The following is a 22,274-nucleotide window of genomic DNA, read 5'->3' as shown; positions in this document are numbered from 1 at the left end:
GCGGTCGACGATGACGAACACGGGTGAGGGTGAGAGCCGGAAGGTGGCGGTCCTCGGCGCGACCGGGCAGCTGGGCGCACGGGTGGTGACGCACCTGCGTAAGCGAGGCGTCGACGTCGTCGAGGTTTCGCGCGGACAGGGCATCGACGTCTACTCGGGCCACGGTCTGGACGCCGCGTTCGACGGGGTCTCCACCGTGGTGGACTGCCTCCACCTGGCGACGCTGTCCCGCCGGCGCGCCGTCGACTTCTTCACCACCACCGCACGCAACGTGCTGGCGGCGGCACAGCGGGCAGGGGTGTCCCGGATCGTGTGCGTCACGATCCTCAACGCCCGGGAACCGGAGGTGCACCGGTGGATGGGCTACTACGAGGGCAAGGCCGCTCAGGAGCGGACCTACCGTGCCGGCCCGGTCCCGGTCACGGTCGTGGCCTCGGCGCAGTGGTACGAACTGGCCGAGACCCTGCTGTCGCAGCTGCGCATCGGCCCGCTCTCGGTGGTGCCCGGGATGCGCTCCCAGCCGCTGGCGGCCGACGAGGCCGCCGCGTTCGTCGCCGACCGCGCCCTGGAGCCCGGCAGCACCGCGGCATCCGACGACGCCGCCATCGCCGGCCCCGAGGTCCGCGACATGGCGGAACTCGCCCGTGCAGTCGCCCAGCGTCGAGGAGGACGCCGGAAGATCCTCCGGGTGCCTGTGCCCTTCACCGCTCTCGGCAACGGGGGACTCCTGCCCCGGGGCAACGTCACGAGCGCCCCGACCCGGTTCGAGGACTGGCTCCGTGGCACCTCGTGAGGGAGGTGCCCGTGGACAACGGCGCCGAGCTCGTCATCCACGCCATGAAGGCCAGACCCCAGTATTTCGACCTGTTGCCATGAGGAGGACAACCATGACCCACGAACCGCGGACCTCCTAGGGCCGCCCCCTTCCCGAGGAAGAGATCGACCGGCTCGCTCGCGAGGCCGAGGCCGGATACGACCCGGACACGCTCCGCCGCTCCGGTGGACGCAAGCCGATCGGCTCCGCCGCGGCTCGGGTCGTCCCTGTCCGCCTGGACCCGGAGCTCGATGCTGCGGTGAAGCAGCGAGCCCTGTCCGAGAACTCCACGGCCAGCGACGTCATTCGCGACGCCCTCCACGCCTGGCTCAAGAGCGCCTGACGCATCGGTCGCGCTGTCCGCCCCGCTTCCTCGCCGCCACGAGGGTCCCAACGTCACAAAAGCCAACGCACGGCCCCGCCAGGGGGATGCTCGGTGGGCAGAGGCCACCCCTTGCTTCACCCCTGTTTCGAAGATCCGGTCGGCACGGTCCGGTTCCTGCCGGGTCGTGGACTGTCACTGGCGGCCGAGACCAGGTCGTCCAGGACCCGGCCGCGAAGTCCTCTGCCGTCACCGCCTGGTCCGCCGAGGAGCACGGCGCGCAGGAGTTCCACGATCTCGTTGCCGGGCGCCGAGGTCGTCGCGCGCAGACGACGTCGGGGATCTCCGATAGCCGGGGGGACAACTGTCCATGCCGGGAGCGGGCAGATCCCACTCGTGCCGGACCCGGGCGTGCGAATCGGCGGGCGGTGGCGATTCGTGGTCGACGGGATCACGGCACAGGTTCGTAGCGCGTGGAACGGCCACCACCCACCTTCCGCAGATCCGTCCCCTCGAGGTCCTGCAGCGCCCGTTGTGCCGTTCCCCGGGCGACGCCGGTCAGTTCCGTCAGGTCGCCGCTGGTGATGGCGGGGTGCGCGCCGAGCCAGGCGTCCACCACGGCGCGCAACCGATGGGAGTCCGTCGAGGCATGAGGCAGGACCTCCGGGCCGGACGTGGACGCACGGCGAACGGCAACGAGCCGCCACGAGGAGCGGCCGAAGACCCACACGTCCTTGTAGGTCCGGATGAGCGCTTCCCCGTCGACCGTCGACTGGGTCGCGGCCTGGAGCGCCACGTCCGCGGAGGCGGCATCCGATTGCAGGGCGTCGGCGACGTCCCGCAGGGCGAGGAAGGGGCGGTGCAGCAGGGCGTCGACGATGATCGCGATCCGGTAGTCCTTCTGCCGCGCCGTGGGCCGGATCCTGCCCACCAGCTCCATGACGGGGCGTACAGGAGGCCCGCCGACGAGGGTGCACGTGACGCGGTCCCCGGCCTCCTCGGCGATGATGGGCGGTCGGTGCCCCAACGAGATCATCGCTTGGTACATGCGGTCGACCCCGAGTCCCTGTTTCTCCACCAACCCCATGGCGCGGAAGAGGTCTGCGAGGGCCGGATAGCGCGCGTGGCGGTTGCTGAGGACGTTGTCCGCAGAGATGCCCCCGGTGAAGCAACCAGGGTTGCGCACCACAAGCGTGCTGTCGTGCTCGATCCACCGGACATCGGTCAGCTCGGGCCGGTTCCAGTCGCGGTGGATCAGTCCGTTGAGCACGGCCTCGCGCACCGCGTTCGGCGGGACCTTGCGCACGGACTCCGCAGCGAAGGAGTCGGTGTGGACGACGAAGTCGTTGAGCGTCTCGAGCGCTTTCTCGACATTGTCCAGCTGTTCGAGCAACGACGAGGAGGAGTCGGGCACCACGCGATTGATCACGTTGCCGCCGTGGACGTCGAGAACGGTCAGTTCGATGAGCGGACGCGCGGCCGGGGTGAACAGCAGGCGCCCCGCCTGCGAGAGTCTGTTGTCACTGCGTACGGCCCCCAGGCGGCGCAGCAGGTCCTCGTCGGTCTCCATCGGATCCGCCCCTGTGTGGCTGCGCACCAGTCGGAGAGCTCCTTGGGTGATATCGTCAGGCGTCGCTCCCGAGGGTGCGGCCATGGGGTCGGTTTCTCGAGCCCTCTCCCGGTGCTGCCACCACTCGGATCGGTCGATCCGGGCGCATTCGTCTCCCACCCGCCAGCGCAGGCGGTCGCCGGTGTCATGGATCGGTTCCGGGGATTCGGCGACGTAGAGGATCAGCACTCTCTGACCGGCCACGTACTGGACGACGATGTCCGGCGCGACACTGACGGCACGATTGATGCGTTGGCGCAGCCAGTCGACATCGAGCTCCGTGCCGAGGACCTGGCCGGTGCGGTCCTCGACGCCGAGGATCAACGCGCCTCCCCCCGGCGAGTTGGCGAGGCACGCTACTTCGTCTGCCAGTTTCGTGGCGGCCTCCGGATTCTGAGCGAGGCCGGGCTCGAGCTGTGGCCCGTTGCGCCGCCCTGCCTCTTCCTTGAGGTCGACGGCAGCGGTCTCCTCGGTAGACAGCAGTGCGCCGTCCTGCTCCGAGGCGAGCAGCGCGGCGACCATGGACTCCAGCTCGGTACGGCGTTCAAGGCCAACTGGTCGCAACGGAACTCTCCAATCTGACACTTTTCCCCGGATAATCACTATCTTGTCAGATTACATGGTGCTTAATCTGCCAAGATACTGCGAATGCGGCAAGGAGTGGCAGAAAGCGCGGCGACGTCTGCTGGAGAGGGATCTCCGAGAACCCCCGGACGACGACGGCGGGGTCACGGCGCAGCCCTCCGACAGCCCGGGGAGGGCCACGGGGTCCTCGATCGCATCCTTCCGTCGGGGCGAGGCGGGCGGCATGGTGACGGACCGCCCACCGGGCCTGGGAGCGAGCGGCGACCTTGACGGCCGGCCCTGCTGCTACCCGATCGGTGACGGCGGCCGTTGCCCGCCGAGCACGGCGAGCACGTTCTCGGCGGCGAGCACCGCCATCGCGGTGCGCGTTTCCACGGTGGCGGAGCCCAGGTGCGGCAGGAGCACCACGTTCTCGAGCTCCAGCAGCTCGGGATGCACCCGGGGCTCGTCCTCGTAGACGTCCAGTCCGGCGCCCGCGATCCGGCACTCGCGCAGCGCGGACGCGAGCGCCGCCTCGTCGACGATCGGTCCGCGCGCGGTGTTGACGAGGTACGCCGAGTCCTTCATCGCCGCCAGCTGCTCGGCGCCGATCAGGTGGTGCGTGGCGGGCCCGTAGGGGCAGTGCAGCGACACGACGTCGGAGACGCTCAGCAGCTCGTCGAGCTCGACCCGCCGGGCGCCCAGCTCGGCGGCGATCCCGGGATCGATCTCGCTGCGCGACTGGTAGACGATCTCCATGCCGAAGGCCTTGGCCCGGCGCGCGGTCGCCTGACCGATGCCGCCCATGCCGACGACGCCGAGGGTCTTGCCCTGCAGGCCGCTGCCGAGCAGGAAGAACATGCCCCACTTCCAGTCCTGGCCGGAGCGGATGAGCCGTTCCCCCTCACCGAGCCGGCGGGTCGCCATGAGGATGAGGCCGAAGGCGATGTCGGCGGTGGCGTCCGTGAGCACGCCGGGGGTGTTGGTGGCCACGACGCCCCGTTCGCTGCAGGCGGGCACGTCGATGTTGTCGTAGCCGACGGCGACGTTCGCGACCACGTGAAGCTGCGGGCCGGCGGCGTCGAGCAGCTCGGCGTCGATGCGCTCGGTGAGCAGGCTCACGACGGCATCGGCGCCGGCCACCCGGCGCAGGAGCTCCTCGCGGCCGATCGGCTCCGGATCAGGCCACATCTCGACCTCGTGGGCGGCGCGGAGCTTCTCGATCGCGGCGTCGGGAATCCGTCCCGTGACGACGACCCGGCTCATGCCGCCTCGATCCACTCGCGCAGGCGGCCGAGGCCGTCGCGGATGTCGGCGACGTCGAGGCCCGAGTAGGCGAGCCGGATGTACTGCCGCTCCTCGCCGGGCTGGCGCCGGCCGAAGTGCTCCCGCGTGCAGAAGGAGACGCCGGTCTCGTGCAGGGCCGCCGTCGCGAAGTCACCGACCGCCGTGTAGCCCATGCGTTCCATGGTCCGGGTGACGTCGGGGAACAGGTAGAACGTCGACTGCGGTACGGCCACGTGCATGCCGGGGGTGGCGTTCACGAGCTCGCAGGCGGCGTCCCGGCGCTCGCGCAGGACGTCGAGCATCTGCTGCGCGGGCTCCTGGGGGCCGCGGAGTGCTTCGATGCCGGCCCACTGCACGTAGTGCGTAGTGCAGGACTCGTCGTTGGTGTTGAGCGTGCCGAGCACCGTGGCGATCCCGGGCGGCGCGACGGCGCAGCCGAGGCGTGAGCCGGTCATGGCGAACTTTTTGCTGAACGTGTAGAGGATGACGGTGCGCTCGGCCATGCCGGGGAGCGAGGCGATCGAGCTCGAGACCCCCTCGTAGCGCGTCTCGAAGTAGGCCTCGTCGGAGAGCACCCAGAGATCGTGCTCCTGGGCGAGCTGCGCGACTGCCTCGCGCTCGGCCGCCGTCGACTCGGCCGAAATGGGGTTCTGCAGGTCGTTGTAGATGATGGCGACCGTGCTCGGGGTGATCGACGCGCGCACCTGATCGAGGTCGATCGCGAAGCCGTCCTCCGTGGGGAGGTAGCGGTACGGCACCGACGTGCCCCCGAGGTACTCGATCTGCGACTCATAGATCGGGAAGCCGGGATTCGGATAGAGCACCTCGTCGCCGGGGTTCATGACCGCCTGCAGGAACTTCGTAATGACGGGCTTGCCGCCCGTCATCACGACGATGTTCTCGGGAGTGAGGCCGATGCCACGGCGCGAGCCGATGTCCTCGGCGAGGGCCTCGCGCAGCTGCGGGATGCCGGGACCGGGACAGTAGCCCGTGTGGCCGTCGGCGATGGCCCGGTCCATCGCCTCGATGATGTGCGGGGCCGTCGGGATGTTGATGTCGCCGAGGTGGAAGGGGTACACGCGGTTCCCCTTCGCCGTCCATGCGGCAGCGGCCTGGGCGACGCTGAAGGCGGTCTCGGTGCCCAGCCGGTCGAGCCGGTGCGCGAGTTGTCGCATGCCGTTCCACTCCTCGTCGAGTTGGCGATCGATCCTCCGGCGGATCCGCCTCGAGCATAGGAGTCAGAGATCAGGGCTGGGAAGGGCGGTGCCCGGATGGATTCTCACCGTGCGCATCGCCGCGAGGTGTCCCACGTCCCGAGGTCGTGCCCCGGGGGATTCGGGAGTGCGGTTCCCGCCGGGACGGCCGGGAACCGCACTCCCGCTCACGGGTGCAGGGTCAGCGCACGCGGAGGTAGACGGGGCCGGAGCCGACGTTGACGGTCTGGATGACCGTCTGGTTGCCGTTCCAGCCGCCGTGGACGGCCTTGCCGCCGCCGATGTACACGGCGATGTGGGCGAAGCCCATGCCGCCGTTGGCGTAGTAGACCAGGTCGCCGGGCCGGGCCTGGGCGGCGGAGACCCGGGTGCCGAGCTTCAGGTAGGAGTCCGGCCACCCGTGGTGGTTGACTCCGGCCGCGCGCAGGGCCTTGGTGACCAGGGCGGTGCAGTCCTGGCGCACGCCGAGCTGGTTCCTGGCCGCGGCGGCGATGGTCGCGGCCTTGCCGGACTGGGACTGGGTGCTGAGGACCTGCTGGGGGGCTGCGGCGGGGGCGGCCTGGGCCGGGGCCACGCTGCTGAGCGCCAGGGCGCCGCCGGCGACCGCCAGGATGGCGGTGCGCCCGAGGCGGAACGAGCTCTGGGCGCGGTGGCGGGGCATGCGGGACTGGAAAACGGGCATGAGTGATGTCCTCCCTCTTGCCTGCGAGGTGAGCTGTCGGATGCGGGTGGGAGACACCCGGTCGCAGGGTGGGGGCCCTGACGACTTAACCCCTAGGCCCCGGGGGAGGGGCCGTTCATGGTTCCCCCGCTTCTGCCGAGCGATGTTCTATGGGGGCCCCGGGCACCGGCAGAATTCGGCGATGTGCACGGGGATGCCGATCGATGAGGCGATCGGCACGGAGAGAACACTAATCGAAAAGTAACGAGAAAGTCTCGTTTAGATCACGGGCGTGTCTCGGCTTTAGTGCTGATCCGGCAGGGCACCTCCGCGCCCGGACGCCGTGGCCCGGTGAGGCGCGCCCATGGGGATCCCCCGGGAGGCTCAACTCGAGACGAAAGTGGTCTTGACCTGGGGCTCTGCCCAGGTCGTGCCGACGGGCAAGCATGCCCCTGCCCTGGAGCCGAGTGCCGAGTGGTGCCACCCGTGGCAGGGCACGACCGTTTGCCGGGAAAGGTCCACAGAACATTAGATCGCCGACGGGACCGGCCCCTACTTCAAGGGTCTGGACAACCAATCTCCCCCGGCAATCTCCATTGTTCTGTCGGAAATTCGCAAAAAGAAAGAAATGAGGTTGCGGCGCGTCGATCTCGCTCTCCTGGCGTCCCACGAGCCTCAGGCTGCCGATAGGGGGATGCGCCCGGAGCCCCGGCCTGCCGGCATGCGGAGGGCTCCGGTGCCGCAGCACCGGAGCCCTCCATCCGGTTGTTCAACCGGTCAGGCGACGCTGAAGCCCTCGTACTGCCGGGAGGCGACCTCGTCGCACTTGGCGCGGTAGGCGCCGACCCCGCCCACGTAGGGCATGAACACCCGCGGCTTGCCGGGCACGTTCGCGCCCAGGTACCAGGAGTTCGCCTGCGGGAACAGGGTCATGTCCGCGGCGTCGTTGACATGCTGCACCCACGCGTCCTCCGCCTCGGGAGAGGCCTCGGAGCGGGTGAGGCCCTGGTCCTCGAGGTAGCGGATGTGGTCGGTGATCCAGTCGACGTGCTGCTCGATCGAGGTCACCATGTTGCTGAGCACCGACGGGCTGCCGGGACCGGTGACCAGGAACAGGTTCGGGAAACCGGCGGTGGCCAGCCCGAGATAGGTCCGCGGGCCGGCGGCCCACTTCTCGGCCAGGGCGAGCCCCTCCGTGCCCCGGATATCGATCCGGTTCAGGGCCCCGGTCATGGCGTCGAAGCCGGTGGCGAAGACGATCGCGTCGACCTCGTACTCCCGCTCCGTGGTGCTCAGCCCCCGCTCGGTGAGCCGGGTGATCGGCGCGGGCCGGACGTCGACCAGGGAGACGTTCTCCCGGTTGAAGGTCGTGTAGTAGTCGGTGTCCACGCAGATCCGCTTGGTGCCCACGGGGTGGTCGTAGGGCTTGAGCAGCTCCGCGACCTGTGGGTCCTCGACGATCTCGTCGATGCGCTCGCGGATGTACTGGGCCACGACGTCGTTGGCCTCCTTGCTGATCGCCAGGTCCGAGAAGCACTGCCCGAGGCGGAACCCGCCCAGCGTCCAGTGCTCCTCCATGACCTTGCGCTGCTCCGCCGGGTCGGTCTCCAGCGCGGAGGCGGTGCTGGGCGGGAACGGCAGCCCGGTCGGGGTCTGCCGGGCGATCTGCCGGATCCGCGGGTAGTCGGCCTTGATCTGCGCCCACTCCTGCGGGTCCAGCGGCTGGTTGCGCGCCGGGACGCTGAAGTTCGGGGTGCGCTGGAAGACCGTCAGGTGCTCGGCCTGCCGGGCGATCTCGGGGATCGACTGGATGCCCGAGGATCCGGTGCCGATCACCGCGACGCGCTTGCCGGTGAAGTCCACGCCCTCGTGCGGCCAGGAGCCGGTGTGGTAGACCTCCCCGGTGAAGTCGGCCAGGCCCTCGAAGTCCGGCACGCGCCCGGCCGAGAGGCAGCCGGTGGCCATGATGCAGTACCGGGCGCTGATCGTCTCCTCCGCGCCGTCGGCGGTCGAGCGGGTGGTGACGGCCCACCGTGCCGTGGCGTCGTCGTAGACGGCGGAGACCACCTCGGTGTCGAGCTGGATGTCGCGGCGCAGGTCGAAGCGGTCGGCCACGTGGTTGAGGTAGCGCAGGATCTCGGGCTGGGTGGGGTAGCGCTCGGTCCACTCCCACTCCTGCTCCAGCTCCCGGGAGAAGGAGTAGGAGTAGTAGGGGCTCTCCACGTCGCACCGGGCCCCGGGGTAGCGGTTCCAGTACCACGTGCCGCCCACGCCGTCGCCCTTCTCGACGACGGCCACGGACCGTCCCTGCTCGCGCAGGCGGTGGAGGAGGTAGAGGCCGGAGAACCCGGCGCCGACGACGACGACGTCCAGCTCGCGCACCGTGCTCATCGCTCGCCCGCCTCCTCCAGCTCGGCCTGGACGTCCGTGGCGATCGACTCCACCACGAAGTCCAGGGCCTCGGCGCTGGCCGGCAGCACGTTGACCATGGAGAAGAAGCCGTGCATCTGGCCCTCCCAGCGGCGCTGGTGGACCTCCACTCCCGCCTCCTGGAGCTTCTCGGCGTAGGCCTCGCCCTCGTCCCGCAGCACGTCGTGGGCGGCGGTGATGACCAGGGCCGGGGGCAGCCCGGAGAGGTCCTCCGCGTGGAACGGCGCGGCGTCCGGGTGTTTGCGCTGGTCGGCGTCGGGCACGTACTGGTCCCAGAACCAGGTCATGAACTCGGTGGTCAGCAGCGTCTGGTTCTCCTCCTCGGTGTAGGAGGGGCGGGTGAAGTCGGCGTCGGTGACCGGGTAGATCAGCACCTGCTTGGCGATCGCCGGCCCGCCGTTCTCCCGCGCCCGCAGGGCCATGACGGCCGAGAGGTTGCCGCCGGCGCTGTCCCCGCCGACGTAGAGCGGGACCTGCGCCCCGGCGATCTCCGCCAGGTGCTCGCCCGCCCAGGTCATTGCGGTCCAGGAGTCCTCCACCGCGGCGGGGAAGGGATGCTCCGGGGCCTTGCGGTAGTCCACGAGGACGACGGCGCAGCCCGACTTCTCGGCCAGCTGCCGGCCCAGGGTGTCGTAGCCGTCGATGTCCTGCAAGACCCAGCCGCCGCCGTGGAGGTAGACGAACACGCCGGTCGGGGACTCCCGCGGCACGTGCACCCGGACGCGGAAGCTGCCGCCGTCGGAGGCGTCCAGGACGTGGTCCTCGGTGCGGTGCATCTCGGGGCCCGTCCCGAACATCTCGTTCATGGCGGCGGCGGTGGTGCGGGCCTCGGCGGGGCTCATCTGCCACATGGGCTTGGCGTCGGGCCCGGCGGCCTCGGCGGAGGCGGCCAGAAAGGCGAGGGTGGCGTGGTCCAGGGACATGTTGGTCTCCTCATCGACGGAACGATTCCGGCACCGCTCGTTCTGAGTGATGCAGGTCACACTGACGCTAGACTGCACAATGCATTGTTTCTAGGGGGTGCCCGAATGTTTCTTGCTCCCCGGTGGCTACGCTGGGGGCAGCACCGGCCGACCGCCCGTTGTTGTTGCGGCAGCAGCGGCGACGTCCGGACCGGCGAGACGGAGGGACACGACAACTGTGGCGTTCGAGATGCCGGCCACCCGGCGAGAAGCGGTCGCGGAGCACCTGCGGGAGGAGATCCTCTCCGGCGCGCTCGCTCCCGGCGCCCCGATCCGTGACGCCGAGATCGCCGCACGCCTGGACGTGAGCATCACGCCGGTGCGCGAGGCCATCACCGAGCTCATCGGCGAGGGCCTGGTGGTCAGCACCGCCAACAAGCGCCGGCACGTCGCCGTGCTCACCCAGCGGCAGGCGATCGAGCTGATGGACGTGCTCGGGGTCGTCACCGTGGCCGCGCTCGAGCGCGCCGTGCCCCACCTCGACGACGGCCGGCTCGACGCGCTCGCCGACACCGTCACCCGCTTCACCCAAGAGGTGGGGCAGTACCACGTCGAGGAGTCCCGCACCGGTCTGATCGACGCCGTGCGCGTGCTGCTGGCGGCCGCCGACAACGACGAACTGACCGCCATGGCGGAGCAGGTCATGCTGCGCTCGCTGCGGCGGATCACGCTCTACCCCTCAGGCCACCTGGTGCCGCTCTGGGTCGAGGGCTGGCAGGACATGCTGCAGCTGCTGCGTGAGGGTTCCGGTCCGGAGGCGGTGGCCCGGCTGAGGGCGTTCTTCACGGAGCTGACCACCCGGATGCGGGAGGACCGGCCGCTGGACGCGACGGTGGGGCCGGCCGCACAGGGCTGAGGCGCCAGACCACTCTCGGTCGTGGGCGATTGAAGTCCTCAGTTCCCTGGCTCCGTCGTTCAGCGAGGCCAGCAGCTTCTCTTGCCGAGGGGAGAAAACGTCTTCTCGTTGGAGCCATGGGCTTCATACCGATGGGACGCCATATGTGTTCAGCCGTCGAGACCGAAAACGATGAACAGTTTTCCGTATGAGGGAGGAGCGGCAGGGGGCCGAGGCGCGGGCGTGTCCGGGTGCGCGCACGAAGGCGGTGAGTCTCTTGCGCCGTCTTCGTGGGAGGCGACCGACTTCTCAAAACGTCGATGTGCCTGTCCTGATGTTCCCCGCTGAGGCCCCGCGAGTAGGCTGGTGGCATGGGGCGGAACCAGGGTGATGGGCCGTTGCGCCACTGTGCAGCTTCACGGTGTTCGGGTCCTGCCCGCCGACTGAGGGGGTCTTGATATGGGCCAGATAGAAAGTATCGCGCCAATCGGCATCGTGTCAGTAGTTGTAATACTGACCGTCCTTTTCTTCTTCCTTTTCAAGGGCAACATGCTCTCCATGGATTTCGGTCATATGGGGAAGTTGATGATCACCAAGACCGAAGACGTCCAGAAGAACGACAAGAACCTCGAGACGCATGGCAATCCTGACCAGTTCCATCTGTTGTTCAAGGCGCAGAGCTCGAGCTGGATAAAAAGCACCAAGGCGATGAACGTTCCAGGTGGGTGCCTCGTCCAGATGAGCACCGACCGCAAGCAGAAGAACGGGAGCTGGGTGAGCGCTGAGACGTCGACGTTTCTGCCCAACGCGCATGTGGTGCCCGACGAGAACGGCAACTTCACGATCAGGGCCGTGGAGCAGCAGAAGTCGGACAACAAGCGTGATCCGGAGATTCGTGCCTCACTGTGGATGGTATGAGGCGGGCCGAGCATCGTCGGCTTCGTTCCGCCAACAAACACCGGATTCTCGGCTCTCCATTCGGTGCATCAGTGTCAGGGCCGGGCGCTGCGTGGCCAGTTGTCCCGCCCCTCCAAGGCGGCGACGACCTCCTGCGCGTTCCACTCCACGACGGCGTGCGCATGGCGGTCGAGGGGTGCGGGGAGGTCGCATCCTGAGGCACCCGGGGCCCAGACCCCGATGATGCGTTTCGACCGGTAGATGCGGGCGTGCTCGATCTCCCAGTCGACCCACCGGTGGAAACGCGTCTTCGGATGGACGATCACGAGCACCTTTCCGGCCCGTGCGATGCGCGGCGCCAGGACCGCCATGATCTGCTCGTCCGCGAGCGCGCCCAGGGCGAGCGGCGCGATGACGGAGAAGTCCCTGAGGCGGCACCGGGGGGACGAGATCAGTTCCTTGAGCGCCGCCACCAGGGCGTCGTCCTGGTGGCGGTGGCTGATGAAGATGTTGTGGAGGCCGCCCACTTCGGCCTCCTCCTCAGATCCGTCCTGCCGCTGTCACCACCCTGCCGGTATCCGCCCACGTCGCAGTAAGGTTTCGCCATGTCCGCCGAATCGCTCGACAGCGACGTACGGTGGGTTCATGCCGTTGCCTCCCATCCTGGAGATCTTCGTCGTCTGGCATCCCGGCGACCGGGACGGTCGGACCGTGTCGGATGCGCTGATGGATCATTTCCACAGCCGCATCTTCTCCGGTCTCGCCGGAGGCGCCGTCGAGGTGTACAACCGCAGCACGGGGTGGGCGTCCAAGACCGGGCCGCCTCGCCCCCTGGGGATCACGGAGCCGTGGCCGTACGGATTGCCGCGAGCGCAGTTCATCGCTGTGGTGCCGGTTCTGGGCGTTCACCTGCTCAGGGCCTTCGCCGCGCACGAGGAGTGGCGGGAGTACTTGCGGGCCATCTTCGACGCAGGCCGTCGGTCCGACGTCGGAGTCTTCCCGGTGCGCACCGACGGCGTCGATCTCGCCCACACGGAGCTCTACGGAACCGGTGGGTGGGCGCAGACTCTCGACCGGCGGAGCGTGCATGATCCCGACGTGCTCTGCCGTGAGCTCTCGCAGGGCATCGCCCAGGCCATGACGCCCGCCTCGGAGCAGTCCGAGCAGATCACCGTCTTCGTCAGCCACACCAAGCACGGGGACCTCGCGGCGGAGCCCGAGGGAGCACGGATCTACGACGAGGTCCAGGCCGTGATCGCCGAGACGCACCTCAGCAGGTTCTTCGACGCCACGGACCTGCAACCGGGCACGGACTGGCGCAAACGGCTCCTGACGGCGGCGGGACGAGGTGCTCTGCTCATGGTGCGCACGGACCGGTACGCGGAGCGGGAGTGGACCCAGCGCGAGGTGCTGGCCGCCAAGGAGCACGACGTCCCCGTCGTCGGCCTCCACGCCCTGCGGGATGGGGAGGAGCGCGGCTCCTTCCTCATGGACCACGTGCCCACGGTGGCCTGCCTCGTGGACGACCCCCGGCCCGGGATCGTCCGCGCCCTCAACCGGATCGTGGCCGAGGCCCTCAAGCACAGGCTGTGGGAGTACCAGAGCGTCTACCTGCGGGACGGCGGCTTCGACTGGCTGCCGGTGCACTCGCCGGAGCCCGTCACCACCGGTCCGTGGCTGCAGAAGCACAAGGCGGAGAGACCGGACGACCGGCAGATCTGGATCATCCACCCGGACCCGCCGCTGGGACCCCGTGAGCACGACGTGCTGGTGGACATGTGCCGGCTGGCCGGCTTCGCCGACGAGGTCGAGATCTTCACCCCCAGGACGTTCGCCTCCCGGGGCGGGGAACTGCCGTCATGAGCAAGAATCCGCTCGTCTCGCGTGACGCGTTGAAGGGCCTGCACATCGCCCTGTCGGTGTCGAACAGCAGTGACCTCTCCCAGCTCGGTCTGACCGAGGCCCACTGCGAGCAGGCCGTCGCGGAGATCGCGCGGGCGGTGTTCCTCGCCGGTGGCAGCATCACCTACGGGGGCTGGCCCCGGGCCGAGGGCTTCACCCAGGTGCTGCTGGACGAAGTCCTCAAGTACAGCGACAACCGGCAGGCCCTGACCATCTGCGCCCCGCTCAGCGAGCACGCCACGATGTCCGACGCCGATGTCGACGCCATGGACCGCCGGCTCGGGACGTCGGCGGAGCTCGTGCTGCTGGGCCTCGACGGGCAGCCCATGACCGTGCTGGAACGGGAGAAGGCCCGGCAGGAGGGCGAGCTCCCCGCCGAGCTGTCCGCGCAGGACCGCGCCGCGGCGCTGTCGGCCATGCGGACGCACGTCACGGCCGAGACCGATGCACGGGTGCTCGTGGGCGGGAAGCTACTAGGCTTCCAGGGAGCCATGCCCGGAATCGTGGAGGAGGCCCTGTGCTCCGTGGCTGCAGACCAGCCCCTGTACGTCTCGGCGGGGTTCGGGGGAGCGGCGGCGGCCGTCGTCCGCGCCCTCGGCCACGACGACCTGGCATGGGCGCCGGACGGGTTCCCGGCCGGGAGCGACGACGACGAGGTCGCCGAGGCACTGGCCGCTCTCACCGAGCAGGCACGCCACGACGCGGGCGATGACGGACTGAGCGAGCACGACCGCCGGCAGCTGTCGGCGACCCACCGGCCCGGGACCATCGCCACGCTCGTCGTGCAGGGACTGGCGCGCTGGTCCTCGGCGCGGCACCCCGGCGGCAGCTGACCGTTCCTGCCGCCCGATCGGGCGGACGGCCTCAATCGTCGTTCCAGCGCGCCATCCACCCCTGGTTCTCCACGGAGATGGCGTCCTCGCAGTCGTCGACGAACGTCGCGTCGTCGCCGGGCGTGCACGCACGGGCCTGCTGGAGCAGCTCCAGGCGGTAGGCGGTGCGCTGGAACTCGATGATCAGGTGGTCGTAGCGGCTCGCGGCGATGTGAGCCACCACGGCCGTCCCGATGGTCGTGGCCACCGGCACCCAGGCGGACACGGGCGGCAGCTCGAACCAGGTGGCCACGGCGGAGAGGGCGACGGCGACGGCGCCGAGCGCGCTCGCCGTTGCCCGCAACCACCAGACCCGGCGCATGTAGATCGCGGCCTTGCGCCGGTAGTAGCCCTCGATCTGCTGCTCGACCCGGTCGGTGATGTAGTCCTCGATGCCCGTCACAGCAGGGACCCGCTTCTCGTCCGGGGCGACCGCGACCGTCAGTCCCAGGAGACCCTCCACCTTGTTGACGAGGTCCCGGGACCGCTGGTGCAGGATCCGGTCCCGCTGGCCCGAGTCGGTGTACCGGGTGCCGCCGGCGAGGTAGGAGTACACCTCGGTCTTGAGGGCCTCGGAGACCGACCGGGCCCTCGTCCAGGACCGAATCCGGTCGGTGGTCACGCCGCGCTGGACCAGCGTGGCCAGACCGGCACTGATTGCCGTCCCCGCCCCGAGGCTTCGTCCGAGCACCGGCTGATCGCCCATCACCTGCGTCGCCGCGACCGCCAGGACGGCGGCGAGGATCCCCAGCAGCAGGGCGGCGGCTCTGAAGAGGTCCAGCTGCTTCTTCAGCCGGTCGGACGTGCGCGACCAGATGCGCTGCTGTTTCCAGGCCCAGAACAGGGCCGGCGAAGCCTCTGCACGAACCGTGCCCTCGCTGTGGGTCGTCGGTTTTCCCGTCGTGCGCTGTGATGTCCCCATGGCCACAGTGTTACCAATCAGCCCTCCCTCCTCCAGGGGGAGCACCGATGCCGAGGAAGTGTGGCGCCGACGTGCGGCGCGTCGTCGACGTCGGGGACCCGCCAGCTCCCGGAGCCGGTGGTGCGGGCTCCGGGATAGCGGCGGACGATCCGCCCAGTGTGGTGTTCCGGTCAGCCGATGGGGATGGCGTCGAAGTCCTCGCTGATGATCAGTTCCCCGGAGAAGTTCTCCCCGGCCTTCTCCCACTTCTCAACCGGCCAGTTGCCGGGCACGAGGTGGTTGAGCACCAGGGTCTTCACCCCGGCGCGTTCGGCCACGCCTCCGACGTCCTCGATGGTGGTGTGCGCTCCGATCAGGTGCTGGTACTCGGCCTCGGAGGCCGCGTCGCGCGGGGCGGGGTGGTGCTGGCCGACCCACTCCTCGGCGATGGCCTCATGCACGAGGATGTCCGAGCCCTGCGCCAGTTCCACGAGGTTCTCGCTCGGGCTGGTGTCCCCGGAGAAGGTCACGGAGCCGGTGTCGGTGTCGAAGCGGTAGGCAAACGCCGGGAAGACCGGGGCGTGCTGGACCAGGGTGGCGGTGACCTTGACCCGGTCGTCCTCGTAGACGTCGATGGGGCGCATCCGCGGGTGCGGGTCACCGTTGGGGTCGTCGGCCAGCTCGGCCGGCAGGGCGATGTCGCGGCCGACGAAGAACTCCCGGGGCGGGGGGTAGCCGGAGTCGATGATCCGGTCGTTGAAATCCGTGGCGAAGGTCTTCATCATCGCCTCGATCGTCTCCCGGGTGCCCGGGGTCGGGTTGGCCGGGTTGACGACCTGATCGGGCGGGATCTGCTCGCCCTTGTAGTTGACCGGAAGCGCCCCGCGGTTGCCGGGGCCGAAGACCTGCAGCACCCGGTCGGGCACGGTGACCCCGTTCTGCAGGCCGGTGCCGAAGATGTTGTAGAGGTCGGAGATGTGGTCCGAGTGCAGGTGGGTGAGGAACACGGCTTCCAGGGCGTCGAGGGGGCCGCGCATGTCCTTGTCCCAGGTGCCCAGCTTGGCCTTCTTGATCTGCTTGCCGACCCCGTCCCCGGCGTCGATGAGGTAGTACTTGTCGCCGACCACGACCGCGGAGGCCACGCCCTCGCGGTGGGAGTCGTTCCACCACGGCGGGCCGCCGCTGGTGCCCAGCAGCACGACCCGGTTCTTGGCATCGGTGGTCAGTGGGGCCCGCCCCGGGGCGCGGCCGGGGGCGGATGCCGCCGCGGAAGCAGCGGCGGAGGCGTTCGGTGCGCCGGACGACGCCGCGCTGCCCGAAGCGCCTGCGGTGACGGCCAGCGGCGTCAGCCCGAGTGCGGACGCGAGGCCCAGGGCGCGGCGACGGGAGATCCCCGACGAGAAGCGCGACGTGCGATCAGGCTCGGACATGGTGATCCCCCAGGTGTGATGCAGAGCATGGACGAACATCCAGTATGAAGGACGTCTGCCCAGGTGGGCCGGGATGTGGGGATTTTGACAAGACTCAGTCAACCCGGATTGTGACTTTGTGCAGATCAGTCTCTGAAGCCTGTGCCGCGCACGGCGCGGGCGACGTGCCGTGCGGCTCCTCGTGTGGGGCAACCTAAGCCGATGTGCTCCTGGGAGCGTTGCCGGTGCCTCATTCCGTCTGCGACAGCGGGGCCCGCCCCGGACCCGGTCGGCCGGCGAAGGCCTGGACGATGTCGAGCCAGGCGTCGGCGTCAGGGCCTTCCGCAACAAACCTCCCGTCCTGGCGGTGCCGGCGCCGGGTGGCGAGCAGGGCGAAGTCCAGGGCCGGGCCGTGGACGCGCTGACCCGCCTCGGCCGGTCCCCAGGTCCAGGTCTCGTCCTCATGGGTGAGCTCGACGCGGAACGGCTCGGCCGGCGGGTCCAGCCGGCGCTGCTTGAAGGTGTAGTCGCGGGTGGCCACGCCCAGGTGAGCGACGTGCCGCAACCGGTGCGAGGCCACCGGGGACACTCCGAGAGCGTCGCGGACGTCCTGGCCGTGGGCGAAGGTCTCCATGATCCGGGCGCTGGCCATCATGGGCGCGCCCATGGGCGGGCCGATCCACGGGATGCGCTCGCCCTCCGGCACGGCGGCGAGCCGCTCGAGCACGCGGCGCCGGCTCTCCTGCCAGGACGCCAGGATCTCGGCCGGGGGTCGTGCCGCACCCTCCTGGGCGCCGCGGTCGACGACGTCGGCCTCCTCCCGGAACCGCTCCCGCAGCCGGGCGAAGACCGCGGGGTCCTCGATCGCGCTGAGCACGGTCCGCTCCGTCCAGGTGAGATGGGCGACCTGGTGGCGGATGGTCCACCCCTCCGCCGGGGTGGGGAGGGCCCAGTCCTCGGCGGAAAGAGAGCGAAGCAGCTCCGCGAGCAGGTCCCCCTCCTGGCGCAGGTCGGCCAGCAGGACGGCGGGGTCGGGGCGGGTCATGGGCGAACCATATGTCGGATGGACCCTCGGACTCGGTCGCACCGATCTTGAAGCTCGGAGATGACCGCTTTCTCGCGCGTGTTGACGGCACCGTCCACGGTTGCCACCCGCTCGGCCACGTCGACAATGTCGCTCAGATCCCCTTGCTCGGCATCCAGGCGTCGCCAGACCTCGGCGGGGTCGACATCTACGAGGCGAGCGAGCTGCTCATCGACCACCTGATGTTGATCCCGGACCAGCCTCACCAGGTGACGGATCAACAGGGCCTCGTCGTCGTCGATCTTGCGGTCCGCGTTGATGACGAGCCACGCGACCCACAGCATCAGCTGCGGGTGCCGACTCCGCTCGCTCAGATTCCCGGCGAGTTCGATCACCCGCGCCTCGTTCCGGAAGACAGCTTGCGCGTGCCGCCCCGCGACCAACGTCGTGTAGCGGTTCAGCACCACCGCGAGCGGAACGCCAACGAGCGGAATGCCGATCTTGATGACGTTGCGCTGCAGAAGGAACTTGCCGACCACCGGAAGCCCCTTCCCAGCGGCCAGAACTCCTTTGGAATAGAAGCGCTTGATCACCGGCCGCATGACGGCCGGGACCGCCTTGACCACGCCCCCACTCACGGCTTCCCCGCTCTTGATCGTGAAGGCCACCCGAATGAGCTTCCACAAGTCATTCGGGTCGGACAGGTCGAGCGGAACCCGGTAGAGGACCGCGACGTCGTAGGCCAGGCGGAGCTGAAGCCGGGTGATGTACACGACATCGACCATCATGGTCGTGACGGCGGCCGGGACAGTCGCCGCCGAGGCGCCACCAAGGCTCCCGAGGGTGGCGATGATGGCCGCCGAGTAGGCGCCGGCGGAGATCCCGCCTTCGAGAGCGGCGTATCGGGTCGCCATCTTGATCCGCTGATCGACGATGGCGTCCGCGGGCACGCCCTCGTACCGCTCCTGAAAGTACTGCCAGTCGACCTTGTCGGTGTAGGAGCTCAGGGCCTGAGCGCTGAGTTTGGTGAACCATCCGCCCGACTTGATGTCGTCCGGGCTCAGCCCCGTGACGAAGTCCTTGAGCTTGGCTCGTTCATCCTCGACGACTTTCCGGTCGGCGTCATTGGCATCGTCGGTGTCGATACCGTCGATGGGAGCTTTGGGCATGTCGAATCCTCCCGGGTGGGTTCAGCGTCCAGCTCGGTTGCCAGACTTTGGACAAACCCACGGAGGTTCCAACAGAGTGACCCAGCGATGAGCACTGTTGTTGACCCTCAGCGGTGTGAACCCGATGTCTTTACATGCTAATGCTGCAGGGCGAAATCCACGGGATCGCCGGGCTCTTTCGCGTGCGACAGCGAACAAGTATCGCGGCGGGGCGCTACCAGCGGCGGACCCAGACCGAACCAGACACCGTCAATGGGCGCTGGTCGCACATCACACTGTCTGGCGAGGCGACGTTCCACCGTTTCCACGCTCTCGGCAACACCGCCCGGCGCGGTCCGTCCGCCGCTGGCGCGACGTGGTGACCGTCAACATCGGCGACGCCACCTTGTGGTTCGTCTGGAACTTCTACGCCCTCTTCGCGCCGTTCTTCGCAGCCCAGTTCTTCAACGACTGTGACCCGCTTTGAGCGCTGCTGGCGACCCTGGCGGTCTTTGGCGTCGGCAATTCTCAGCTTTATGAAACCGAACCCGTGTCAGCCGCGTGATGTCCCCTTGTATCTAAGCCTGAATTCCTAAGACATCTTGCATAATCGCGGTGAGCAAGCCGGTTCCAACCATCGAAGACTGTGCCGCGAGCCACTTGCCGCCACTTCTCAATCGGTCGCGCACGCCCTTTTCGTCCCCATTTTCAATAGATTCAACCGCCCCATACAGTGTAGACAGATGTCCAGAATCAGCATTTCCATTTGATTGCGTCACGTCAATAACACGGCGAACTTCCTCAAGTAATTCGGGGCTGGTTAGCGAAAAGGCTTGTTGATGCGCGTTCATGTTGACATTCCCGGCATTAAAGGCGTTTTTTCCTACCACGCCACCATTTTCCACATTGTACGTATCACCCATTTGATAATCTCCTACTTGTTGGTTATTACTAACATGCACGGCAATCGATGGCTGGGAAGGCAATAAACTATTTGCCTGAGCATGTTCTTGCAATTCTTGATGCGGATGCCGTGTGAACTCGAAGTCTGACAAACTCAAAAATTCCAAAGCGGATCCGCCGACATCTGTGCGCCTCAGGTCGTGATCTAATCCGGTCAGTATTGGAGGCAAGGTGGGAAAGTAAAAAGCGGGATAAGGCTGAATCCGCCTCGGAATTTCATTCCATAGCTTAAGGACCTTAATATCTACGCGCTCGTGTGTCATAGGGACGCGATTTTTGCGACAATGGTTTAGGTATTTTTCGGCCTTCTCCTCATTGTCCAGGCATAAATAAATCAGGGCGAAAAGCCAACACTTTACATCATTGTTGTTTGCTGACAAATTACCAGATTGGGACAAAGTTTTTACTGCTCCCTGAGCGTCCCCTGAGCAAAGCAGTGAAAAGGCAAGTTGAAAGACAACCGAGGGATATTCCTCATGTCCCTTACCGAAGCGGGCAGCCCCAGAATAGTCACCGCAGGATTGGCGTGAAAGCATGTCGACAAGCGCAACCTGATGATCGTTAATTCCGCGTGCCAGAACGAGGTTCCTAAATCGATTCAAAGAGTCAATATCGCGCTGTTGAAGGGATATAAATATTCCTTCTTCAAATAGCTTATACGCGCGAAAAGGTTCATCTCCCAACCTCTCGTATCCGTCGATAAGATCTTTAATGGCTTCTTTCGGTTGGCCAAATTGAAGTCTGACAAATGAAAGAGCTGTAGTGAGGCGCTGCAGTTGTTCTTTTGAGGATGCGCGAAGCGCCTTATGAACTACGTCAATCGCCTCCTGCTTCAATTCGGAGTACACAAATTTTTCCGCGGTTTTAATGGCAACTTCGCATGCATCCTGCACTGGCAATCTATCGAAGGCTTCGTCAACGATGCGCCGTCGGCCTAGTACCCCATCGAGTTCGGCGGCTAGGTCGACGCGCCTCACCCATGCTCTCAAGGCGCGCGATCGTTCTGTGGCGATTGTCAGGTTTCGCAGTGCTAGAACCCTATCTCCAGGTTGATTCCTGGAAATCAATGCCTCCGCGAATTTCAGCCTAAGGGCATGGTAGCCACCCCGCTCGGTACTAAGAACCGATTGAATGACAAGAATGTATTCATTTAAGTCATCCTTTGATGTGGGAATCTCGGTGGTTTTTGCGTAGTTGGGGGCAATTATCCGGCGAAAATCCCCAGCCAGGTCTTCCAAATCGCGCATGCGTTCGCTAATGCGAAAGTGGTGCCTTGCTTCTACAAACGCTTTACCGGCGATAATTGTTCCGCGAGCGCCCGTGGTGTTTGCAGCCCGTTTCTTGTAGTAATCCCCAGCCGTCGAATGGCATCTAGTTAATCGGCGGGGGTTCTGCCTTAAAGATGCGTAAGCCAAATGGCGTGATACTGGATTAAGTGTCAACATTCCGCGCTGTTTTTCAAGTATAAACAGCCTCGACAATTCCATTCTAGCCATTTCAATCCCTATTCCATTTGGCGTAATAGATTGAAGGGTGTCCGCCTTGAATGGCTTGCGCAGGACGGATGCTGATTCCAGGAGCGTTCTTGCTTCAGGACTTAATTTATCTATGGTCATTTTGAGGAAAATGACTTCCAGTCTTTTGATCAGCTGATCTGTAGCTGGTAGATGCCGGAGGGCCCACGTATCTGGTTCGTCTTGTTTGAGCTCCTCAAAATCGTGAGAATCTAGGCATGCGATGAATGCCTTCATGGCGCGGGGATTGCATCCAAGCCATTCGACAACCTCGGGTATTTCGCTGGCGGGAATGTTGGTTGCATGACCGGATTTTTGAAGTGCATCATTTAGGAATGTTTTTGCCTCCTGGTTTGAGAAGGGCGCCATGCGGGTGACTTGTAGATGGGGAAGTTGGTCTTGAAGGTCGAGCCGGAGAGATGAAAGAAGGAGAATTTTCCCCACGCCGGGACGTTTTTCAATGCGTTTCAAATATTCTATTATTTCCGCATTTAGTTGTTTGCGTTCTTGGTCAAACGCATTCTCAATATGATCAAAAATTATTAGCTCATCGCTATTTAAATGTGCTATAAGGCCAGCTCGGTAGTCTCCTTCGCTAGCGTCGGCAATCGTCTTGCAGCCCCTTTCTTCTAAGTTTGACGCAACTTCGAACAAAACGTCGTCAAGGGTGTTTGCTGATTCTTCGATTGAAACTACCAAACTATGGGGTGACCATGATTTGGCAACGCTCTGCGCTAGGGTGGTCTTACCTATTCCGCTAAATCCTTCAATGAGGCAAATTCTGCTGGATGAGGCGCGCCAGTCACCTAAAAGCCATTCCTGTACTTCGGACGAGCTGAGTTCGCTCACAATGGTCTCCCTCGCGACTGGCTGTCTGTGCTGTGCGTCACTCTAGTCCGTCCGGGTGGGAGGTTCGCACGGACATTGGCGAAAGTTAAGGTGTGAA

At 66.5% G+C, this 22,274-nt stretch carries 17 protein-coding genes, 1 pseudogene and 1 riboswitch; of the genes and pseudogenes, 6 read left to right on the top strand and 12 right to left on the bottom strand.

The genetic code is table 11. The features are described from left to right. Nucleotides 1–10: 10 nt before the first annotated feature. Together Q0817_RS06350 and Q0817_RS20065 are read left to right on the top strand one after the other, a co-directional pair. Nucleotides 11–793, top strand: a complete 783-nt coding sequence (locus Q0817_RS06350; protein WP_298585316.1) for an SDR family oxidoreductase — start codon at nucleotides 11–13, stop codon at nucleotides 791–793. Nucleotides 794–938: 145 nt separating this feature from the next. Beyond that, entirely contained in the window at nucleotides 939–1,157 is a 219-nt protein-coding gene (locus Q0817_RS20065; RefSeq protein WP_366139861.1) for a ribbon-helix-helix protein, CopG family, read from the top strand. 430 nt (nucleotides 1,158–1,587) lie between these two features. Here Q0817_RS20065 and Q0817_RS06340 read toward each other — a convergent pair whose 3' ends face one another. The 6 genes and pseudogenes from Q0817_RS06340 to Q0817_RS06315 all read right to left on the bottom strand — a co-directional run bounded on the left by Q0817_RS06340 (nucleotide 1,588) and on the right by Q0817_RS06315 (nucleotide 9,824). Then, nucleotides 1,588–3,267 (bottom strand): DUF5635 domain-containing protein, encoded by a 1,680-nt coding sequence (locus Q0817_RS06340; RefSeq protein ID WP_298585315.1) that lies wholly within the window; start codon nucleotides 3,265–3,267, stop codon nucleotides 1,588–1,590. A gap of 348 nt (nucleotides 3,268–3,615) precedes the next feature. Beyond that, nucleotides 3,616–4,575, bottom strand: a complete 960-nt coding sequence (locus Q0817_RS06335) for a D-glycerate dehydrogenase (protein ID WP_298585314.1) — start codon at nucleotides 4,573–4,575, stop codon at nucleotides 3,616–3,618. After that, nucleotides 4,572–5,771 carry a pyridoxal phosphate-dependent aminotransferase gene (locus Q0817_RS06330; RefSeq protein WP_298585313.1) on the bottom strand — a complete coding sequence of 400 codons (1,200 nt, stop codon included), beginning with the start codon at nucleotides 5,769–5,771 and terminating at the stop codon, nucleotides 4,572–4,574. Before Q0817_RS06330 ends, Q0817_RS06335 begins: the two co-directional genes overlap by 4 nt. A gap of 220 nt (nucleotides 5,772–5,991) precedes the next feature. Beyond that, nucleotides 5,992–6,321, bottom strand: a pseudogene (locus tag Q0817_RS06325) (NlpC/P60 family protein); the annotation flags it as partial. Between the two features lie 176 nt (nucleotides 6,322–6,497). Next, nucleotides 6,498–6,683, bottom strand: a riboswitch (cyclic di-AMP (ydaO/yuaA leader). A gap of 565 nt (nucleotides 6,684–7,248) precedes the next feature. Further along, a complete protein-coding gene (locus Q0817_RS06320) occupies nucleotides 7,249–8,862 on the bottom strand; it encodes an NAD(P)/FAD-dependent oxidoreductase (RefSeq protein ID WP_298585312.1) in 1,614 nt (537 codons plus the stop codon). Continuing rightward, on the bottom strand, nucleotides 8,859–9,824 hold the full coding sequence (locus tag Q0817_RS06315) for an alpha/beta hydrolase (RefSeq protein ID WP_298585311.1): 966 nt from the start codon (nucleotides 9,822–9,824) through the stop codon (nucleotides 8,859–8,861). The genes Q0817_RS06320 and Q0817_RS06315 overlap by 4 nt, the downstream gene beginning before the upstream one ends. 217 nt (nucleotides 9,825–10,041) lie before the next feature. On the opposite strand from Q0817_RS06315, the gene Q0817_RS06310 reads away from it, so the two are divergent. Both Q0817_RS06310 and Q0817_RS06305 read left to right on the top strand, forming a co-directional pair. Then, complete coding sequence (locus tag Q0817_RS06310) at nucleotides 10,042–10,719, top strand: GntR family transcriptional regulator (protein ID WP_298585310.1); 678 nt, start codon at nucleotides 10,042–10,044, stop codon at nucleotides 10,717–10,719. A 438-nt stretch (nucleotides 10,720–11,157) separates the two neighbouring features. Next, a complete protein-coding gene (locus Q0817_RS06305) occupies nucleotides 11,158–11,616 on the top strand; it encodes a hypothetical protein (RefSeq protein WP_298585309.1) in 459 nt (152 codons plus the stop codon). Between the two features lie 74 nt (nucleotides 11,617–11,690). Here Q0817_RS06305 and Q0817_RS06300 read toward each other — a convergent pair whose 3' ends face one another. Further along, nucleotides 11,691–12,122 (bottom strand): TIR domain-containing protein, encoded by a 432-nt coding sequence (locus Q0817_RS06300; RefSeq protein ID WP_298585308.1) that lies wholly within the window; start codon nucleotides 12,120–12,122, stop codon nucleotides 11,691–11,693. A 118-nt stretch (nucleotides 12,123–12,240) separates the two neighbouring features. On the opposite strand from Q0817_RS06300, the gene Q0817_RS06295 reads away from it, so the two are divergent. Beyond that, nucleotides 12,241–13,458 (top strand): hypothetical protein, encoded by a 1,218-nt coding sequence (locus tag Q0817_RS06295; RefSeq protein WP_298585307.1) that lies wholly within the window; start codon nucleotides 12,241–12,243, stop codon nucleotides 13,456–13,458. Further along, nucleotides 13,455–14,330 carry a hypothetical protein gene (locus tag Q0817_RS06290; protein ID WP_298585306.1) on the top strand — a complete coding sequence of 292 codons (876 nt, stop codon included), beginning with the start codon at nucleotides 13,455–13,457 and terminating at the stop codon, nucleotides 14,328–14,330. The genes Q0817_RS06295 and Q0817_RS06290 overlap by 4 nt, the downstream gene beginning before the upstream one ends. Nucleotides 14,331–14,361: 31 nt before the next feature. Here the strand turns inward: Q0817_RS06290 and Q0817_RS06285 are convergent, their stop codons facing one another. The 5 genes from Q0817_RS06285 to Q0817_RS06265 form a co-directional block, all read right to left on the bottom strand. After that, nucleotides 14,362–15,291 carry a DUF4231 domain-containing protein gene (locus Q0817_RS06285; RefSeq protein WP_298585305.1) on the bottom strand — a complete coding sequence of 310 codons (930 nt, stop codon included), beginning with the start codon at nucleotides 15,289–15,291 and terminating at the stop codon, nucleotides 14,362–14,364. A 170-nt stretch (nucleotides 15,292–15,461) separates the two neighbouring features. Then, nucleotides 15,462–16,700, bottom strand: a complete 1,239-nt coding sequence (locus tag Q0817_RS06280) for an MBL fold metallo-hydrolase (RefSeq protein WP_298585304.1) — start codon at nucleotides 16,698–16,700, stop codon at nucleotides 15,462–15,464. A 229-nt stretch (nucleotides 16,701–16,929) separates the two neighbouring features. Beyond that, on the bottom strand, nucleotides 16,930–17,724 hold the full coding sequence (locus tag Q0817_RS06275; protein ID WP_298585303.1) for a TIGR03084 family metal-binding protein: 795 nt from the start codon (nucleotides 17,722–17,724) through the stop codon (nucleotides 16,930–16,932). Further along, on the bottom strand, nucleotides 17,721–18,872 hold the full coding sequence (locus Q0817_RS06270; protein WP_298585302.1) for a hypothetical protein: 1,152 nt from the start codon (nucleotides 18,870–18,872) through the stop codon (nucleotides 17,721–17,723). The genes Q0817_RS06275 and Q0817_RS06270 overlap by 4 nt, the downstream gene beginning before the upstream one ends. A gap of 557 nt (nucleotides 18,873–19,429) precedes the next feature. Continuing rightward, complete coding sequence (locus tag Q0817_RS06265) at nucleotides 19,430–22,177, bottom strand: ATP-binding protein (RefSeq protein ID WP_298585301.1); 2,748 nt, start codon at nucleotides 22,175–22,177, stop codon at nucleotides 19,430–19,432. Nucleotides 22,178–22,274: the final 97 nt, after the last annotated feature.

The sequence above is a fragment of the uncultured Kocuria sp. genome, from assembly GCF_947500125.1.
Lineage (GTDB): Bacteria > Actinomycetota > Actinomycetes > Actinomycetales > Micrococcaceae > Kocuria.
The sequence above is the reverse complement of the archived record's forward strand: the minus strand, read 5'-3'. Positions and strand labels throughout refer to the sequence as shown.

Bases quoted from the DNA above. Each gene is read 5' to 3' on its own strand.
- Q0817_RS06350 (WP_298585316.1), top strand. From the start codon at position 11: ATGACGAACACGGGTGAGGGTGAGAGCCGGAAGGTGGCGGTCCTCGGC.
- Q0817_RS06340 (WP_298585315.1), bottom strand. From the start codon at position 3,267: ATGGTCGCCGCGCTGCTCGCCTCGGAGCAGGACGGCGCACTGCTGTCT.
- Q0817_RS06335 (WP_298585314.1), bottom strand. From the start codon at position 4,575: ATGAGCCGGGTCGTCGTCACGGGACGGATTCCCGACGCCGCGATCGAG.
- Q0817_RS06330 (WP_298585313.1), bottom strand. From the start codon at position 5,771: ATGCGACAACTCGCGCACCGGCTCGACCGGCTGGGCACCGAGACCGCC.
- Q0817_RS06320 (WP_298585312.1), bottom strand. From the start codon at position 8,862: ATGAGCACGGTGCGCGAGCTGGACGTCGTCGTCGTCGGCGCCGGGTTC.
- Q0817_RS06315 (WP_298585311.1), bottom strand. From the start codon at position 9,824: ATGTCCCTGGACCACGCCACCCTCGCCTTTCTGGCCGCCTCCGCCGAG.
- Q0817_RS06305 (WP_298585309.1), top strand. From the start codon at position 11,158: ATGGGCCAGATAGAAAGTATCGCGCCAATCGGCATCGTGTCAGTAGTT.
- Q0817_RS06295 (WP_298585307.1), top strand. From the start codon at position 12,241: ATGCCGTTGCCTCCCATCCTGGAGATCTTCGTCGTCTGGCATCCCGGC.
- Q0817_RS06290 (WP_298585306.1), top strand. From the start codon at position 13,455: ATGAGCAAGAATCCGCTCGTCTCGCGTGACGCGTTGAAGGGCCTGCAC.
- Q0817_RS06285 (WP_298585305.1), bottom strand. From the start codon at position 15,291: ATGGGGACATCACAGCGCACGACGGGAAAACCGACGACCCACAGCGAG.
- Q0817_RS06280 (WP_298585304.1), bottom strand. From the start codon at position 16,700: ATGTCCGAGCCTGATCGCACGTCGCGCTTCTCGTCGGGGATCTCCCGT.
- Q0817_RS06275 (WP_298585303.1), bottom strand. From the start codon at position 17,724: ATGACCCGCCCCGACCCCGCCGTCCTGCTGGCCGACCTGCGCCAGGAG.
- Q0817_RS06270 (WP_298585302.1), bottom strand. From the start codon at position 18,872: ATGCCCAAAGCTCCCATCGACGGTATCGACACCGACGATGCCAATGAC.